The 18,541-nt window shown below is 47.5% G+C and carries 7 protein-coding genes; all 7 read right to left on the bottom strand.

Translation table 11 applies throughout. The features are described 5' to 3' along the window. Positions 1-41: 41 nt before the first annotated feature. The gene (locus tag BN6465_RS04045; RefSeq protein ID WP_066731924.1) at positions 42-11,777 is read right to left on the bottom strand and encodes a SpaA isopeptide-forming pilin-related protein; all 11,736 of its coding nucleotides are present in this window, start codon (positions 11,775-11,777) and stop codon (positions 42-44) included. 106 nt (positions 11,778-11,883) lie between these two features. Beyond that, positions 11,884-14,370: an ABC transporter permease gene (locus BN6465_RS04040; protein WP_066731923.1), complete on the bottom strand. Its 2,487-nt coding sequence runs from the start codon at positions 14,368-14,370 to the stop codon at positions 11,884-11,886. Beyond that, on the bottom strand, positions 14,357-15,052 hold the full coding sequence (locus tag BN6465_RS04035) for an ABC transporter ATP-binding protein (RefSeq protein WP_066731921.1): 696 nt from the start codon (positions 15,050-15,052) through the stop codon (positions 14,357-14,359). Before BN6465_RS04035 ends, BN6465_RS04040 begins: the two co-directional genes overlap by 14 nt. After that, entirely contained in the window at positions 15,053-15,997 is a 945-nt protein-coding gene (locus BN6465_RS04030) for a sensor histidine kinase (RefSeq protein ID WP_066731919.1), read from the bottom strand. It lies immediately after the preceding gene. Continuing rightward, positions 15,985-16,653 (bottom strand): response regulator transcription factor, encoded by a 669-nt coding sequence (locus tag BN6465_RS04025; RefSeq protein WP_066731917.1) that lies wholly within the window; start codon positions 16,651-16,653, stop codon positions 15,985-15,987. Before BN6465_RS04025 ends, BN6465_RS04030 begins: the two co-directional genes overlap by 13 nt. A gap of 143 nt (positions 16,654-16,796) precedes the next feature. Further along, positions 16,797-17,243 carry an aconitase X swivel domain-containing protein gene (locus BN6465_RS04020; protein ID WP_066731915.1) on the bottom strand — a complete coding sequence of 149 codons (447 nt, stop codon included), beginning with the start codon at positions 17,241-17,243 and terminating at the stop codon, positions 16,797-16,799. Further along, positions 17,243-18,529: an aconitase X gene (locus BN6465_RS04015; RefSeq protein ID WP_066731913.1), complete on the bottom strand. Its 1,287-nt coding sequence runs from the start codon at positions 18,527-18,529 to the stop codon at positions 17,243-17,245. The genes BN6465_RS04020 and BN6465_RS04015 overlap by 1 nt, the downstream gene beginning before the upstream one ends. Positions 18,530-18,541 lie beyond the last annotated feature (12 nt).

The raw sequence follows: 18,541 nt of genomic DNA, 5'->3' as shown, positions 1-18,541 counted from the left end.
TGAAAAACAGGGAATGACTTCCCTGTTTTTCACGTGCTGCATTACTTCATTCTATTTTTTCTTCTTCGCCCATACAACAATCCTGCTATAGCCGCCGCAGTGGTCATCCACAAAATATAGTCTGTGCTCCTTGCTGTGTCCCCGGTTCTGGCCGCTGATGAGTGATTATTCGCCACCTGCTTTGGCACTGCTTTATCCACCATAGTAACTTCAATCACTTTATCCTGACCTGCTGCCACTGGCTCTGATTCTACTTCGAAGTACACCGGCTCTGCAATCAAATATCCGGCCGGGGCTTTTGTCTCGACTAGTTTATACTTGTGCCCGCTTGTCAAGACTCCATAAGATTGATAGGTCTCTCCGGCCACCGATGTCCATGCCTCCACAGTATTACCGTTTTCATCCTCAATGTGAAGTTCGGCTTCTCCTAAAAGATTACCCTGTTCATCCGTTTTTGAGAATCTGACTTCTACCTGCGGCTCCTTCCAAATGATAGCACCTGTTTCGGAATGTATCTCTGCCGTTCCATCGCCTGCATCTATTATTTCCATTGCGATTTCACCGGCTTCATTTACTGAAAAACTCAGCTTCAATGGCTTTTCAGATAAATAGCTGCCGTCTGCCGCCTTTAGTTCTCTGACAATATATTCCGTATCCATCAGAACACCTTCAAAGGTAAGGACTCCCTTCGCATCGGTCACCGCCTCTGCAATTTTGACCAGCCTTTCTGTTTCCAATGTCTTTGTAGTAATATCAGAGTATTTCTTAAAGAGGCCATATGTGGAACCCGGGATGACTTTTGATGGATTTTTCTCGTCTACCTTCGTAAAGGTTATATTGGTTCGATATACATCATTTACGATTGTATTGTTCTCCACTTCTGTGCCATCCGTAAGTGTCAGGCCGGTAAACTGTCCATTTTCATCTAAAACAGCTCTGTAAACAGTCTCATTCAGTCTGTATCCGTCCAGCGCTCCGGTTTCTTTTATGTAGTGTGTTCCTATGGAGAGCTTTTTGAATGTCACTTCGCCCTTCTCATTACTGGAAGCTGTCTGTTCCGCCTGTTGGCAGTCTATATCAGAATATGCCGTGAATTCTACTCCTTGAAGGATTTGTTGTGCATTTGCATCCGGCGCGCCTTCAAATCTAGTATCGGAACAAAATTCATTATATTTCCCTTCCTTTTTAAAGGTGATCTCCGTCTGTATGTTTTCTATCGTTCCCTTGTCTACTTCAAGTACAATATCACTATTGTATCTTCCAATCACAAAATGAAATTCTGTGTCGGACGGCACATATCCATCCGCAGCTTTCGTCTCTTTAATATAGTACGCTCCCCATTCCAGATTATCAATTACCAGTTCTCCGTCTGCAACAGCCTCACCTGTCCAGCTTTTACTGTCCACAGATTGATATCGATTTCCGGTAATAAAATCCCACAGCCTATCAAAAACATTCCCCTCTGTATTTTCCTTATAAAGGGTAAATTGTACTCCTGACAGCGCTGTCTCGTCCGCTCCGTCTTTTTTAAGTAATTTGACGGTTCCCGGCTTGCGCTGGTCTGTAATCACATTATCGCTCTCCCCTGCCTCAAACAAAATATGCTCCGGCGACTCATCTGTAACAGTTACCGTTTTGTCTTCGGCCAGTTCATATCCCTCCGGCGCTGTGATTTCTTTTAAACGATATGTTCCTTTTTTATGGAGCTCGAATATCGCCTCACCCTTCTCATCGGTTGTCAGTTCGATTCCGTCTTCCTCCACCGGATTGCCCGCTCCGTCCTTCGTCCGCATCAGGATAAATACTGCGCCGGCAAGAACTCTTTTGTCCACTTCATCCTTTTTGACAATGGTGAGCGTCCTGCTGTAAGGAACATTTTCCGCCTTTCGCACAGTCACATCAGGCTGCACAACGACCTCTTCTCCCGCTCCCTTAATTTCAAAGGGGTACACGGTTTCTTTGTCCAGCTGGTATTCATCCGGCGCATAGGTTTCTTTAAAATAATAAGTACCCGCCAAAAGTCCGTCTCCAAGCTTCTTCGACGCATCATCCTCCCTCACAGCCTCGGAGCCTTCGGAAGTCCATTCGCCGTCTGACTCTGTAGTAATCGCTTTTGCAACCAGAATGTCATCCTTTGCAGGAGTCTCCTTCTTCTGCTGATACAAGTCAAATCTGGCCCCTTCTACTGGAGTCTCTTTATCTGCGGCGCTGTTCTTTATAAGTCTGACATGTCCGATTACCGGCTCATCTGTCATGGTTATGGTATTACCGCTTACGGCTCCCTCTCCGTTCACAATTGCGACGATACCTTTGCTGTCGATGCGGAAGCGAATTGGGTCAGCGGTAATATATCCGGCGGGAGCCCCAGTCTCTTTGAGCCAATAAGTGCCTGTAGGCAGTCCTTTGATTGTGTATTCCTCTCCTTCAGATGTCCAGCTCAATTCCTTTCCGTCTATCTTGACCAAACTGTCCGGCACTCCATTAGTCTCTGTATAAACACCAAGCTTTGCTCCTTCCAGTCCCTTATTTCCGGAATCTGTTTTTTGAATCTGAAGCTCAGTCCGGTTATTTGTGACAGTCAATGTCATTTTATCATCACTTAGCTTCACCAACCTGCTTACAGCTTCTTCCACACTAAGCGTGATGATTCCGTTCTTTTCCACCTTGAAACCGATAGTTCCGGGAAGCTCAATATATGGTGACCCTGCTTCCACAATTTCAGTCAATACATAGTTCTTTCCTGCATTTAGATACTGACTCAGCGTTGCAGGTTCTTCCTCACTTCGCAACATGCCATTTTTATCGGAAATTAGCTGTATCACCGCTTGTTGTCCTTCTTCTTGAAGGATAAACCGGATACCTTTTACCGGCCTTCCTTCTTTGCTGTCATCTACTTTTTGTATCCCGACCGCAATCGGACTGTCCACAACCGCATGAGGGCTGTCCTCGGATATCATAGAATCACCCGCCTTAACATTCCCCGCATCGTCCACTGTGATTATAAAGCTCTCTGCATAAGTATAGCCCGTTTTTGCAAGCGTCTCTTCCACATGGTAGGACATGCCGTTCACTAATTGGCCCCGCACAATCACTTGACCATCCGCATCCGTCGTTGCGGTAATAGAATCTGTGCTGCTGTCTGCAAAGTTGCATCCGCTTTCTGGGGTGATTTCAAACACTACCCCCTCCTGCGGTTCTTTTGTGTCTTCCGCCGTCTTCTTCAAGACAAATACAGTAGGCGCGTCAGTCAGTGTAATTCCTTTTTTGTCTTCGCTCACAGCATATCCGGTCTCTGTCCAGCTTCCTACCTGGGTTATAAGACCGTCCGTCCCCAAGGTAAACTGCACCGGTTCCACAGCCTTTTTGTATCCCTCCGGAGCCTTCGTCTCCTGAAGCTCGTAGGTATGTCCGCCTATCAAAATACCGCTCAAGGTCATGGTATTCTTCATATCCTTTAGGCTTTCACTGATGTCTTTGTCACTTGTGATATCCTTCAAGGTGAACACAGCGCCATCCAACATATTTCCGTCTTCATCCGTCTTTGTCAAGGTAAAACGATTCTTAATATTCTCTATTATACCTTCCCCTGCGCCTGCCGATGTAATGACCGGGGTCAGGCTGTCGGACTTAATCGTACATTCTATGCCCTCTGTGCTGAGTATGCTGTCCAGAATATAACCTTCCGGCGCTTTTGTCTCTTTCAGCACATAGGAATCCCACTCCAGTTCTCCCAGAACCGCTTTTCCTTCTGTGTCAGTGACGGCCTCCTTGACAGACGTACTCATATCCGCTTTCTTATACAAAGCAAATTCTGCCCCGGACAGCGGATTGCCTTCCTCGCCGTCAATCTTTCGTATCGCAATGCTGCCTGATTTCCGGACATTTTCAATCGTAAGCTCCTCCAGCTCTTGTCCGTCCAACTGGATGGTTCCGTTTTCGTTCACAACAAATTCTGCAGCCGCATCTGTCGGCAGTTCATAGCCCTCCGGCGCTTTTTGTTCTGTCACTGTATATTTATGTCCCTGCACGAGAAAACGGTCCGTACTTGTGTTATCTATCCGTACAGTCCCCTCATCCAAGACCGTCACCGCTTTACTCTGACCGTCGTCTCTGGTAATCACAAACTCAGCGCCGTCAATCGGCTCCTTGCTGGTGCCGTCTGTTTTGTTAAGCGTCATCCCAATCGGCATATTTTTAACCATAATCTCTGATTGATTATTTCCTACGATTGTGTCCGTCTCCTCAAGCTGCACCTTGCCGGAATCCAGCACTTTAAAAATAACCGCAGGGTGGCTGTCCGGTAGAATATATCCGTCAGGGGCTTTCGTCTCTTCAAGCCCATAGTAATGTCCGTACATTACCATAGAGCTGCCCGCTTCCTCCAGCGCTATGGTGCCGTCCGCTTTGGTAGTCACTTCTTTTGCGTCTGTAAAGGCAGCTCCCTCGCCGTTACCGTCGACTCCCAAATCGGTCAATGCAAATGCAGCGCCTGATAAAGGCACATCTTTCATGTCTGTCTTCTTGACCGAAATAGAAATCGGCTCATTTTTAAAGAGGAGCGTTTCTTTCTCGTCTTGGTCGATTGCGCCTGCGTCGCCTGACACGCTTTTGAGCGAACCGTCTTTATCAAATATAAGCTCCACAGATTGAGCGGACCGTATATACCCTGCCGGTGCTTTGGTCTCTGCGAACGTATAGGTTTCTCCCGCAATCCAAAGTCCGTCCAAGGAATTCAGGCCCTCTGACGTGATTCCCTGCTTTTCCGTGCTTCCGTCTGCAAACGTTCCCTTGATTTCGAATTCTGCATACCCCAGCTTTTCTTGGTCAATCTCTGTGTCATCCTGATTTAGCTTTCTGAGCTTCAAGGAGATGGCGGTATCGGTCATGGCCAGAGTCAGGCCGTCATCGCTTATCCCTGTATTCCCAGTGAGCTTTCCGTCTTTTCCCAGCGTGAAAGCTATGTCTGACGCCATCTCGTAACCGGCCGGTGCCGCCTCTTCATGCAGGATATAGCTTCCCTGCGCCAATCCGGTAATTTTAGCCTGACCGGGGCGTTCTGCAACAGTTTCCACGGATGATTCATTCACCTTATCGACACACTCTGTTACAGTGCCGTCGTTTACAGAGCGGTTCCACTCTGCCACCTTGTTGGTGGGAGTGACGGTATTCTTGTAAATACCAAGGGTTACTGCTCTGTCAATGCTGTCTCCGCCGGCATCGATTTTATCTAAAGCGAATTCCGTCTGCCTGTTCGTAACTGTCACCGCAGGCCCGCTTGTCGTCTCACCCACCGTATTCCAGAATCCCTCGGTTACGGAAGGCTTCGTTTCTTCTCCGCTTACCGTCACTTCCTCTACCGTGTATATAATCTCTGATTCGCTTCCGTCCTCCGCATACCTGTATTGAGGCGCGCCTTCAAATAAGGCCGTCCATGCCTCTGTCTCACGGTTTCCTTCCGTCGCTTCATCAGGCGTACCATCCAGTGTTACCGTCAGCGGATGCAGGAAGGACTCCGTACCTTCTGCGGTTTTCTTTTTCAACTCCACAGTGACTTCTTTGCCATCCAGTGCGGTGTAGGGCGTTCCGTCCGCCTTCAGCCATTCTTTGACAGCCGTTATGTCGACTGTGGGTTCCAAGGTATTTTCGGTCGTCGTTGTAGAGATTTTAGCATCGGAGGTCACCTCTTCTCCGGTATGAATCTCTATTTTCCCCGCAGTAACAGCCTCTTCAATATTCGGCAGACTGTCCGTTTCCGGAACAATCGTCTCTGTCTTTCCATAGCCTGCCACCGGGACTTCTATCGCCGCATAGCTGTATGTATTGCCTTCTGCGTCTACTTTCTGGAACGGCCCATACTGCCGTTCTTTTGCATCTTCTCCATACTTTCCTTCGATTCGGAGAATGATATAGTTCTCGTCAGACGTCTTGACCTGCTCCCAAGCGCCTGTTCCCGCCTTTCTGTACAGCACGTAATCTGTCTTCCATGTATCCTTTGTATCCGGAACCGCCGGGCGGGTATCATAGATATTCCCTCTGTCCGTCCATGTCTTGGAGAGCTTGATATACCCTGTGGCATCTTCGTTGATTTTGTTACTGATGGTAGTTCCGGCAGACGTATTCCCGCCGGACGGTACATAAGGGCCTGCGGCCGGATATGTCGCTCCTGAATCTGTAACTTCGAACTCTGGGCTTGTTTGATCCACCGTATAATCTCCGGCTTTCACTTCAATCACCTGATATTGGCATTCCAGATTTCGTCCACCTTGACTTACGTAGGCCGGAAGATTAGAAAAGGTGTGCTTCCATGTATTATTCTTCTTGTCCTTCTCCGTGAGCGTGTAGGTATACTGATTTTTCACATCGTCCGGAGCATTATATGCTTGGAAACTGCTCTGGGCAGTCTGCCACTGTCCTTCTCCTATCTTCACCCATAATTCTAAGTCGATGGAAACCGGGCGCTGTCCGTAAGCGTTGTCATCCTGCCAGCTTTTTGTCAGAGACACCGTTTTTGAATTTGTGTTTGTGAGTGTGGGCATTGTGATAGTTCCGTCCGCCCCAACACTGCCCTTGGCGGAATTTATCTTATTATGTTCATTCGCATAGCCTTGGGGAACGGTCTCGGTAATACGATATTTCCACGGCATACTGCTGGGTGCGTATCTGTCTAAGTTGGAGATGGTGTAGCTCCAGCTGTCGCCTTCGGTATCGGACCACGCAAAATAGTATGGGGCGGAAGCGTCATCCGTCTGAAGCTGTACCGGTTGACTTTCTATTGCCGGTGCGCCGCCTTTGCCGCTCTGTGCATCCGTATACCGCTCCATCTGTAATGCGTTCGCAAATTCTGCCGCTGACGGACGAGTCCCAAAAGCGTTACTGTAATCCTTCCATTCTTTGGTTCCTGTAATTGCCACCTTCTCCTGTGGGTCTTTGTAACTATTTTCGAATGCGGCAGAACCCTTTGCCGTCCCTTCCAGACTCAGATACTGAGACTTTTGCGACTGCACGCCGCCTGTCTTCGTTTCGTAACCATTTAAAATGGTTTCCTCTACATAATAATAATATGGATTGCCGTTGGGTGCATAAATACGCAGCTTTCCGGTATCAAATTCCACCTCCCCAGTATTTTTCTTTCCACTGTCGAGACGCTTTTCGTCCACCAGCTCCGGAGCCGTCACTCGTTTCTCTACTCCTAAAATTGAAATCTTATCCGTGTTTTTCGTACTGTCCTTTGACATATACTGGCGGTACAGCTTGAAATCCACTGCCGGATACTGATATTCTGATGTGCTGCTGATGCCGAACCAGCTTTTTTCTGCTTTCAACTCTCCGGTATTTTTAGCGTCTTTCGTCTCATAAGTATTGGTAATGATATAGTTGTTGACTTCCCCTGGCAGACTCTCGTAAACAGTACCCAGATGTGCTTCGTCCTCCACGGTCTCTCTCACTTCATATTGGTACAGAGCCCCATTGTCATCGTACTTCGGAATCGGTTTCCCATTCTTATCAGCAGAGATTTGGAAGGTGAAATTATTAGTGCCCGGAATTCTTGTGAGTTCCGCTGTCTCTGCCAATTCTGTCCCTGTTGTCTTGCTTTGGGCTAACAGCTTTTCTAATCTAAATCCCTCCAGTAAAGGTAGTGCTGATGAACCGAATGCCCTCTGCGAAATGCTGCGGCCCGGCTGCACTTGATCCACATGGATTGTCAGCTTAGGAAAATCCGCATCCGGAAATCCTGCCGGAACATTTTTCCAAATCTTTTTACCAGAAATAATGATAGTTTTTCCTACTCGGTTCACGAAGGTTCCGTTTTCTTTGAGCACTTGACTCGTATCATCCGCCATCCCCACGAGGTTTTCTGTTCCTGCGTTTCCATACTGTTGTTTGTAAATACCTGCCACATCATAGACAGCGTCAATATCTGTCACATAATCAAACGCCTCTGCGTTTACTTTTGTCTGCTCTTTTGCATAATAGAATATTTCCCTGCCGTTCTCATCGTACTTGGGCAGTTCACCAAAATCACAAGTCCAGAGATAATCTTCATTCTCCGAATCGCGAATCCACTTTCTGTCAATATATGTTCCTACAGGCTGAATCCCTTCTGTCCCGTCAGAATTTGCGACAGTCTTGTATAATTCAAGATAAATATCCGGTCGGGTTCCTTTCTCAAAGCTATACTGGTCTTTCCAGAGCTTATAGAACTTCACCGGCTTAGACGCTGACTTTTTATTGGTAATCTCTATCTCCTGTTCATCACTGGAATGCTGCGCCCCCACCTGATAAGATACTTCTTGAATATTGACTGTATATTCGTTCTGACTGCCGTTCACCTCTTCCACAGAATAGTGAAGCACTTTTCCGGTATCATCATATTTGGGAAGATTAAAAAAGTAATACTCACTGTATCCTGCACCTGCGTCATGAACCGTGCGGACGCTCTGGCGTGACCCGACAGGATTACCGTCCTTGTCCTGTATTGGCCAATCTTTCGCATCCCCAACTGTTATGGTGCCATTGGCAATGCTGTCTGAAACTGCGTCCGGATACTCATTACAGCTTAGTTTCAGTTCGGCGTCCGATGTCCGGTCTCCCTTTTTGTTATCATCATCCACCCAGTATTTACGAACCGTTATATCAATCAATCCTATTCTACGGTTTGTGACTGTCAGCATCTGCCGCTCTTCGTCTATACCGTACTGCACTTGATACTTATGGTGTTCTGTGTCCGCAAAATTACCGTCCACCTGAATCTGATTCGTGGATATCTCTTCTATGGCGCAGTCTTCCAGAGTTATGCCTTCGGGCACGGCCACCTCCTGCCACCAATAGTGTGATTCTTTAAGCCACACTTCCTTGGCATATATTTGTGAATGGTCGTACTTATTATAGACCTCTACTTTAATCGGGGGACGATGTGTGTCATCGCCATCGTCAATCCAATCTTTGCGGACGCGGATAACATTACCGCCGGTTCCCGGTGTATTTGTAATCTTTGCTTTTCGGTTCTCGATATCATACTCGTAGGATGCATGGTACCCTGACAATGGCTCCTCTTCTGCATAGTATGTATACTTATGTCCTGTGTCGTCATACTTCGGCAGATTGTCAAACCGCATGTTCCAAGAGCTTACGACTTCTCCCGTCGCCCCGTCACTGACCGCCTCCGCTGTTTGTCCCACCACCTCGGCAGACTTTACATCTGCTCCGAACGCATACTGGGCATATCTCTTGTTGTCACGATACAGCACAACCGTAATCGTATCCTTACTGTGGTCTACCGCATCATTCCAGATTTTCTCCACCTGATAATCTGTTTTATCTGCTATTTTATTCGTAATGATTCCATCTGCCTCTAAGAGGGATTTGTATGCGACCTCCTGTTCCTCTCCACTGGCATCCTTCTGTTTCAGAACAAAGTCTGCTGTTCCGTCTTCATTAGGTGTGAATTGGGTATCAAAATCCCCCTGCTCCACATTGCTTTCTACCCAACGATACTCCAATTCCATACCACTCTGGTCATACTTCGGCATATCCTTTGTTATAGTCTGAGTCAATTTTTCCGCAAAGAATCCATCCATGACCGCTGTCTCGCCGGTTTCCTGCCAACCGGATTCCGCACTGTCTTTTGTACGCTGCTGGAGCATAAAAGTCACAACCACATCCTCCAGCTGTGACTGGAAGGACGCTGCCTCCCACCGCTTTGTCACGGCAGCCACTGATGTGTCCGTCCGCAGATTACTGATATGTCCATTGTTATAGACAGAGGTGTCTCCCTGCACACGTTCGTCCATCCCTTCTGGAAGCATGTCCTCAGTTTCCTTTATCTCCTTGTCCACCGGATTGTAAACTCCAAATTGCTGTGTATAGCCGCTTCCGGCCAACTCTTCTCTTGTAAAATAAACATACCGATACCCCTCCGGGTCATACTTGTCCAATCCCTCCGGCGCTATGTCCTTGGCTTCGGTCTTTACGGTTTCCTCATCTATTGTATTGTCCAGCGTCCACCAAATATTTTCAGCCTTGTCGGGATTCGGGTTCTTTACCATAGATGCCGTTGTGTAATCCGAGCCTTCGCGTTGTGAATACCTCCACAAATACAGCGCCGCTTCAGGCCTTTCTCCTGTTTTGTCGTCCAGCCAATGCTTCGTGGCCTGATAGTTCGTCTTTCCTGTAAGTGAAATAATCAGGCTGCCGCCTTCATGGCATTTATCTGTGACAGTGCCAAAATTGGAGGACGCAGCATTATCGTAGGAAACAGTGTAACGGTCGCCTACATCGCCTGTATCAGGCTGTGCAGAGGCATCTGTCATATCAAGGCTCCAGACAATTTCCTCCTGTTCAACCGTGAACTTCGGGAGATTGTGAATGGTCGCTTTCCCAGTGCTTTCCTCTATTGTTACGTCCCCTCCCAAATCCGCCAGCGACTTAACGAACGGCGTTCCATCTGCGTTTTTCCCAAAAAGCTTAATCTCTCCCTTGAAATCATGGATAGACTTGGTGACAGCTCCTGTATTCAGGAGAATCTGGAAGGTCTGATTTGTGGTGATGATATTCTGAAACACACCGTCCTGTCCAAAAGGAATATACCCCTTTTCCTTGACTTTGACCTGATTTTCCTGAAATCTATAACTGATTTCATTTGTGCCATCTGTATGAGGCAGGTTGATTCGGTAGGTCTCAAATCCCACACCCCCCGCTTCTACAGATGCAATCCCTTCATCCGCCCACTCAGACATGGGCTTCTCAATGCCAAGCGCTCCCTTTGACCATGACTGCCAGCTAGCGCCGCCGTCCATACTGTATTCCATATCGAGCAGCTCATCCTTCAATAGGCTGGGTCTGTATGTGGCGTTGTTATCAATCCATTCCTTTTTTACTGTTTCGTCCTTGTAGTCACCCCAGATTTCCCCAGTCTTTGCATTCTTTACACTAGGCTCTTCTGCGAGAACCACCGACTCTGTATTCTCGTCTACAGCAGCCGCCTTTGCGGGCAGTACAATCTCGGTCACTCTGTCATTTTGTAAGACCGCTTTTACCGTTGTTGTCCCTGTGCCCAAATGCTCCATATTAAGCTTCGCCTTCAGCTGCATGGCTCCCTGCTGATTTCCCTCCGGCATAAGCGCTACTTCCGCTGTCATAGTGACGGTCACTATGTTATCTGTTACTGTGTATACTGCGATTCTCTCCTGATTTCGACTCCCGTACTGATTACTGAGATACATATCCACAGGCTGTGGAATATCCTCTAACATAATATATTCTCCGGGAAGTGTATATTGAAAAGTGTCTCCTTCCTGAAAGCCACCCTCCATTCCATCCCGCAAAAAAGCAAACCCTGCAGTGAATTGCAGTGCCTCCAATGTATCTGGATTCATAGCCGACAAATCCAAGCAGTTGTCCACCTTGCTCACAGTTACCGGCTCTTGTCCTGCCTGCCGAAAACTCACATCGCTCCAATCAAGCTGTAACACTTCTTGGTTACCGGTCCAGTCGACAGCTGTTCTTTTCTCAGATTCCGGTTCCTGACTCCCATCGATTTTCAGGTCTGTAGCTTCCTCATTGGAGGGTTCGTCCTCCTGCTCTTCTCCCGGCGTCTTTTCTACAGTCTGTCCCACTTCCTGCCCCCCTGATCCCTGTGCCTCTTTCTTCTCCTCGCCGGTCTCCGTCAACCGGTTGTCTACCTCTATTCCTGTCTCTTCAGCCCGCACAAAGGCCGCGTTATTTATCACCATTCCCAAAACTAATATGAATGCCAAAATACGTTTTAACTTCTTCATAATAAAAATTTCCTCCCCTTGGCAAAATGTCTAGACATTGCTTGTCTTTCACATTTTACCAAGAGGAGGAAATCTATTTCCCCTTTTTCCCAATTCTGCACGCTTTTTACCGGTACTGACGCTTGTCTTCTACTCTCTTCCGCAGGCTCTCGAACACAAGCGGTACCGCAACGCATAGAGCCAGACTCACAGCCGCGGCCCCTGCGGCCGGAAGCAGTGGAATCCGAAAGGTATTGTCCATATAATTCATCGACTGATAAGTAAAGTAAGTGACTGTTACCCCCGCTGTAGCCGTTATCAGCAATGCTCCCGCCGCGAACATAATCCCCTCAAGAATCAGCATGCCTTTGAGCTGTCTTCCCGTCATCCCCACGCTCTCCATAATTCGGAATGACGCCTGCCTGTTCTGAATATTTGCCAAAACAGTATTAACATAATTCATGAGCCCGATACAGACTAGTATCACCGTAATTCCTATTCCTACAATTCTTATGTTCCCCTGCGCTTCTTCTGCCTTTTCTATTCCCTCAATTTTAGAATCATAAGAAATTTCATCTACATAAGGGCTTTCTTCTATGAGCCCTTTAATCTTTTTCTCGGCCTCTGCTTCCTGTCCCTCCTGATAATGGATATTCACCTTCAGAATATATGGATTGTCAGAAATTTGTTTTAAAAAGGAACTGCTCACAATCACTACGGGAGCCTTGCCTTGAACACCTCCATAATAAGAATCATCGGTCAGGCCTGCGATGTCCATTTGATAGGGGAAGGCATTCTCCTCATCCAGATAATATGTGACACGCTTCCCTTGAAACGTATCCATGCCTAGGCTCAGCCCACTTCTGTATAGTATACAGCTTTTCCCTTCCAAGAACGGCTCTTTCTCGACAGGTGTATCCAGCGTAGAATTAATATAGTCCAGTTCTTCTTCATCAATCCCCTTGACAAAAGAATAGAACTGTTCCGGATTCTGCTTATAATCGCCCACAATCTCCTCATAAGTCTTGGCGTAAATCCACATATCATAATATTCTCTCATCCAGATATCAGAAAATTCGGGCTCCCACGGAACAATCATCTTAGCTCCCAGAAGCACATCCACCCCAGCAATCCCTTCGTCACTCTCCAAATCACTGATAAAGCCGCTGTCCATAATCTGCGTCCATCTGCCTTCATCTTCGGCATACAGTGTATCGTTGCGTATCACCATATCCGCGTCCATATAATTGGGCATAATCGTTCTGGCTCCATGGCTTTCGATCAGTACTGTCATACAGAGAAAGACAGACAGGCCTGCCGCAAGGGATAGTGTGACAACCGCCGCTTTTTTCTTATCCTGACACATCTGCCGCCATGCCAGCCTCCACAAAAGTCGTCCGCTTTTGCTTTTGTGCCTGCCTTCCCCCTGCTTCTTCCCAGTATAATTGTAATATCCCAATGCATCCACAGGTGCTGCCGATGCTGCCACTTTCACGGCCTTTCTGCTTCCAGAGTACAGCGTAATCCCAGCCAGCAAAACGCTCAGTGCCAGCACGGCAGGCTGAAAGGAAACTTCTACATTTTTTTCTTGTATCCCCAGCCCTTTTACAATACCCGGAATCAAAAGGAAAGAAACGCCCGCTCCTAAAAGGATTCCGCCCGTAATTCCCACACTTCCTAAACGGAACATCTGTTTCTTCCAAAACAAACGTATCTGCCCCTCTGTCATCCCGAGCGTCTGCATCAAGCCATAATAACGGATATTTCCAGAGACCGACAAGTAGAGGATATTGTAAATTAGCAGCCACGCGCTCAGACAGGTGAAGAGCACAAGACTGGCCAGCCCCACCAGTATTCCCACCGTCTTTTCTGTTTCCGCCGTCATGATGACAGCCTGACGCTTATTGAGGTGCAGGCTCTCCCCCAGTTCCTCCTGCATTCCTTTCGGCACAATAGGATGTGTAAACTTTATATAGAGCATTCCGTCATAGCCAAGCTTATATCCAGACTGTTCATAGAATGACTTTGACACATAAAATATTTTCTCATTGCCATATTCAGAAAATACGCCGGAAACCTGAAACTCTTTTGTGACTCGTTCTTCAAGCTTTTCATAAGTCAATGTAAGCGTGTCCCCGGTCTTTATGTCTCCAAGCCCTGCTTTTTCCATGATTTCCGCATTTACCATAATCTCATTTTCCTTCTGCGGATATCTTCCCTCCAGCTTTTTTAACACCGGTTTTTTTAATTGCTCCCAGTAATCTTCGTCCCCCCATACAAGCCCCGCCCGCAGTGGTATGTTATTTCCGGCCGATGCGATAGAACCTGAATAAGCCGTCATCCCTGCATTTGCTACGCCCAATTGTTCCTGACATAATCTTTTTTGTTCTTCCCCGATTCCTCCCACGACCATCGCATCGTAATCAGCGCCTCTGCTGCGGAGGTTCTGTATATATTCCATTTTGAAATACGTCTCCCCCACAGTCAGCGTTGAAAACACCATAAACGTGGCCAGCACGACTGCGGTGACAAGGAATCCATACCGCCGTTTATTGCGCTTGAGCACACGTACAGCCATGTGAGAAATGATGGTACGGTTATTATTCGCCAGCATCCATTCCACATCCCTTCACGATTCTGCCATCTTCAATGCGCACGATCCGGTCTGCCATCTGCGCGATATCTTGATCGTGGGTTATCAGTACGATCGTCTGCCGGAATTCTTCCGCGGCCATCTTTAAGAGTCCCAGCACATCGTGGCTTGCCACAGTGTCCAGATTACCGGTAGGCTCATCTGCAAGTATAATGGACGGCTTCGTGGCGAGCGCTCTGGCAATGGCCGCCCTCTGCTGCTCACCTCCGGAAATCATATGGGGAAGCGCCTCCGTTTTTTTCTGAAGTTTCAACATGAAAAGAATGCGCTCAATATAGTCCCTGTCGATATATGCTCCATCCAATTCTATCGGGAAGACAACATTCTCATAGACAGTCAAGTCAGGCACCAGATTATAATTCTGAAAGATGAACCCTACCTTCCTTCTGCGGAACACGGTCAGGCTGTCTTTGCTCATCTCGGCCAGATTCTTTCCATCTACATGCACAGTGCCTGAAGTGGGACGGTCAAGTCCTCCCAGCATCTGTAAAAGTGTAGTTTTTCCGCTTCCGGATTTTCCGGTGACAGCCACGAACTCGCCTTCCTTCACACAGAAGTCGATTCCGTCCAGCGCCTTCACAGTACCGGCTCCCAGCCTGTAGTATTTCTTTAATCTCTCCGTACTAACAATCATAGATTCCATTTATTCTTCCCCCGTCAATCCGCCGCCCGGCAGATATATCTGAAAATCAGAGCCTGCTCCCGGTACAGAGTGAACCTCAATATAGCCATTCTGCAAGGTTACGATTTTTCTGGCCAGATAGAGGCCGACACCGATGCCTTCCTGCTCCGCCACCTCCGGCTCCCTATAAAATCTGGTAAATATTTCTGCCTGCCGCTCGGGTAAAATACCTTTTCCCGTATCCTTGATGCTGATTTTTGTAAATATGTCCTGCACGGACACACATATATGGACGTTTCCGCCTTCCCCTGTATATTTCACTGCATTGTCCAGAATATTAAAAATCGCCTCTTCTGTCCATTTTCTGTCATGGCTCACTTGAAGCTTCTCATCACAGTGGACATGTAAATCAATATTCTTTTTTTCTGCCTTTGGTACTACCGCTGCCATCGCAAGTCCAATCGTCTCATACAAACCGGTGGATTGCTTGTGGATTTCGATAATCCCCGTCTCCAGACGTGACATTTTCACCATGCTCTGCAGGAGAAAATCTAGCTTGTCGGTCTGCTCCTCCATCCTTAAAAGAAATTCTTTCTCCTTCTCGGATATCGGCTCTTCCTCCTGCATTATCTCAAGATAAATCTTCATGTTAGCAATTGGGGTTTTCGTCTGGTGGGAGATATCAGAAATCAATGCTTTAATTTTTTTCTTTTCCTCAAGATTGTCTTCGCTTCTGCGGCGCCATACAGTATATATCTGGGCCAGCTTATCGTATGTTTTACTCCACAGCGTATCTCCTCCGCTATCTGCCAGAGCTTCGATACTTTCGTCTGAGACGATTGCGTCGAGGCAGCGCTCCAGTCTCTCAGAAAATGTATAAATATCTCTTTTTAAAATATACATCATTATTCCCATTATAATCACGGCCGCCAAAAGGAGCGCTGCCGCTATTACTATTTCAGCCATTGGTATCCCATCCCGTATACGTTAGAAATATATTTATGGTTCTCATCCTCGATTTTCCCCCGCAGCCGGTTCACATTGACAGCCAGCGCATGCTTGTCCACAAACTGCCCTCCGCTGTCCCATATACGCTCAAGTAGAATGGAGTAAGTCAGAAGCTGCCCCGCATGTTCCGTGAATAGGCGAAGCAGCCTGAATTCTGTAGGCGTTACCGCACACTCCTGTCCTCCTACCTCAACTCTTGCCGCATCAAAGTCAATTATCAAATAGTCATCATCAAATATATGTTTGGCCCCGTTCTGTCCACGCTTAAGGACTACCTTGATTTTCTGCTTCAGGATTTTCATAGAAAAAGGTTTTGTTATATAATCCTCGGCTCCCAGCTCGTAGCCCCTCAGTGCGTCTTCCTCCAAGTCTCTTGCCGTCAGAAACAAGACCGGAACCTCTCTCTGCTGTTTCAGCCATCCACAAAAGGAAAAACCTTCTCCATCCGGCAGATTCACGTCCAAAAGCACCAAATCAACATCTTCTTTCACAAAAATCTCCCTTGCCTCCTTGATAGAATTTGCGGATAATGTTGTATATTCTTCCTTACTCAAAGCGTAACAGATGCCTTGATTCAGCTCTCTGTCATCTTCCACTACTAATATCTTCTGCATAATCTCCCTCACATCAAGTCTTCTCTTTCCTGTAATTATATCCTATTTTATCCCACAATTACAGAATTATCACGATATTGTGACAATGAAAAGCAGGATGAGATTAAATAAGGGAAGCGCCAAGGACGCTTCCCTTATCTATATTAATCACTGATTTCTACCATGCCGTTTTCTTTAATAACAATGGTCATCTCATCCTTGACATAATCTAAAAATTCCTCCCCCAGCGAATCTATCACCGGCATGGACACATCCTCAAGCCAGACATCCGCCAGAACCGCTCCCGCCGCGGCCAGAGAATCTATCGGTTCCGAGAACAGCATGCAAGCCGGCTGCCGTTTCATGGAGCAGGCACAATACAGTACCAGACCACCCGTCGTCGAGCCTATGGTCCTCGGCAGGCAGAGTGCCTTTCCTGCCATCTGTTTTCCGTACAAGTCCGCGTTATTCTGATCTCCGCAGGTCGCCTTTTTGTCCCCGAACTGGAGCGCTTTTTGGAATGAGGCAAGTGTATTCAAACCGCCGTGGGACACCAGTGCCTGAGCGGTAATTTCTCCCGGAGTGACAACTCTTCCTTGAAAACTCTTCATCACACATTCCCTCCTTTTGTAATCTGCTGCAGAATCTCATCGTCCGTATAATATCTAGCACTTGTATAGGTGCGCAGCTTATTGCTCGATGTAATGACCGGCATACTTGTACTCAGCGGATTGTTCATATACATCAGCGGACAGATATCCGAGACAATGATTCCGGTTTTCTCCAATCTTCCGGCATAATCTGTCTCTTTGAATTTCCTCAGAACTGCCGGCGCGGCCGTAAATACGGTAGGAATGACCACCTTGGCATTTCCCGCCTCCTTCAAGGACTGCTCCACCTTCTCGGTCCAGCTCACCAGCTGGTTCAAGCTCATATGGGGGCATCCCATAAAGCAGAGCTTCGGACGGGCGTCCTTGTTTTTCCAAATAACCGGATAGCCGTCGTATATCCGCTTAAGCTCCGCATCGTCCACCACATACACCTTAGCGTCTTCTCTTACCAGAGCCCGCCCCTGCGAAACAGCCTCTGGCGTGATTCCTTCCACATGGTACAGGCCTACCGCGCCATTGGACGCCGTCGCCGCGCCAAAATCTTTCAGATATGTTTTGGCATCATCGTCCAGTGTGCCGAGCCACTTATCCAGACCGACAATATAAGGCACATCTTCCATCACTTTCATGCCTATGGCCGAACCTAGAAGCTGTGCTTCCGGCTTTTTCGTTGTCTTGATTTCCACGACCCAGTCCGCCTTGCGCCCTTCGTCCGTCAGCAGTCCAAAATACGGCACATATCCTACCACCGCCCCCATCAAATCAATGATTCCGGAATTACGGTTACATCTGGCTCCAAGAACGGAGTTGGCATACACAACCGCAGAAGACTCCGACCAAGAAAGAACCTCCCCCTGCCGGGGCGTATTTCCCACCTCATCCATATAGCAGGTGCACGTAAACGCATCCTTCTCCAACAGCCCCAGCTGCTGTAACTGATTCTCATAATACTCCTGTTTGCTGTACATAAAATGTTGAAACACAATATTCTGTATGAAGGAGCTGGGCACCTTTTTGTCCAGCGGACGGGGGTCTGCCGTGAATTTCTGCTGCGACAGGCATCCCGCATCAATCAGTTTTTCCATCAAATCATAGACCGGACCCAGTGCTTTCAGCCCAAAGGATGTGACAAGGTGATTGTACCTGCTTGTGATAGGAACCATGGAATCGGCTCCGAACAGTTCGCCATAACGAACCATCGTCTCCATCACCTTTGCCATGACATCGCCTTTTTCTCCCTTTAAAATGGCTTCCTGCTGTGCGTCCAGCTTCATCTTATATTTCATCTTCTTCCACCT

This window comes from Bariatricus massiliensis (assembly GCF_900086725.1).
Lineage (GTDB): Bacteria > Bacillota > Clostridia > Lachnospirales > Lachnospiraceae > Allocoprococcus > Allocoprococcus massiliensis.
The sequence above is the reverse complement of the archived record's forward strand: the minus strand, read 5'-3'. Positions and strand labels throughout refer to the sequence as shown.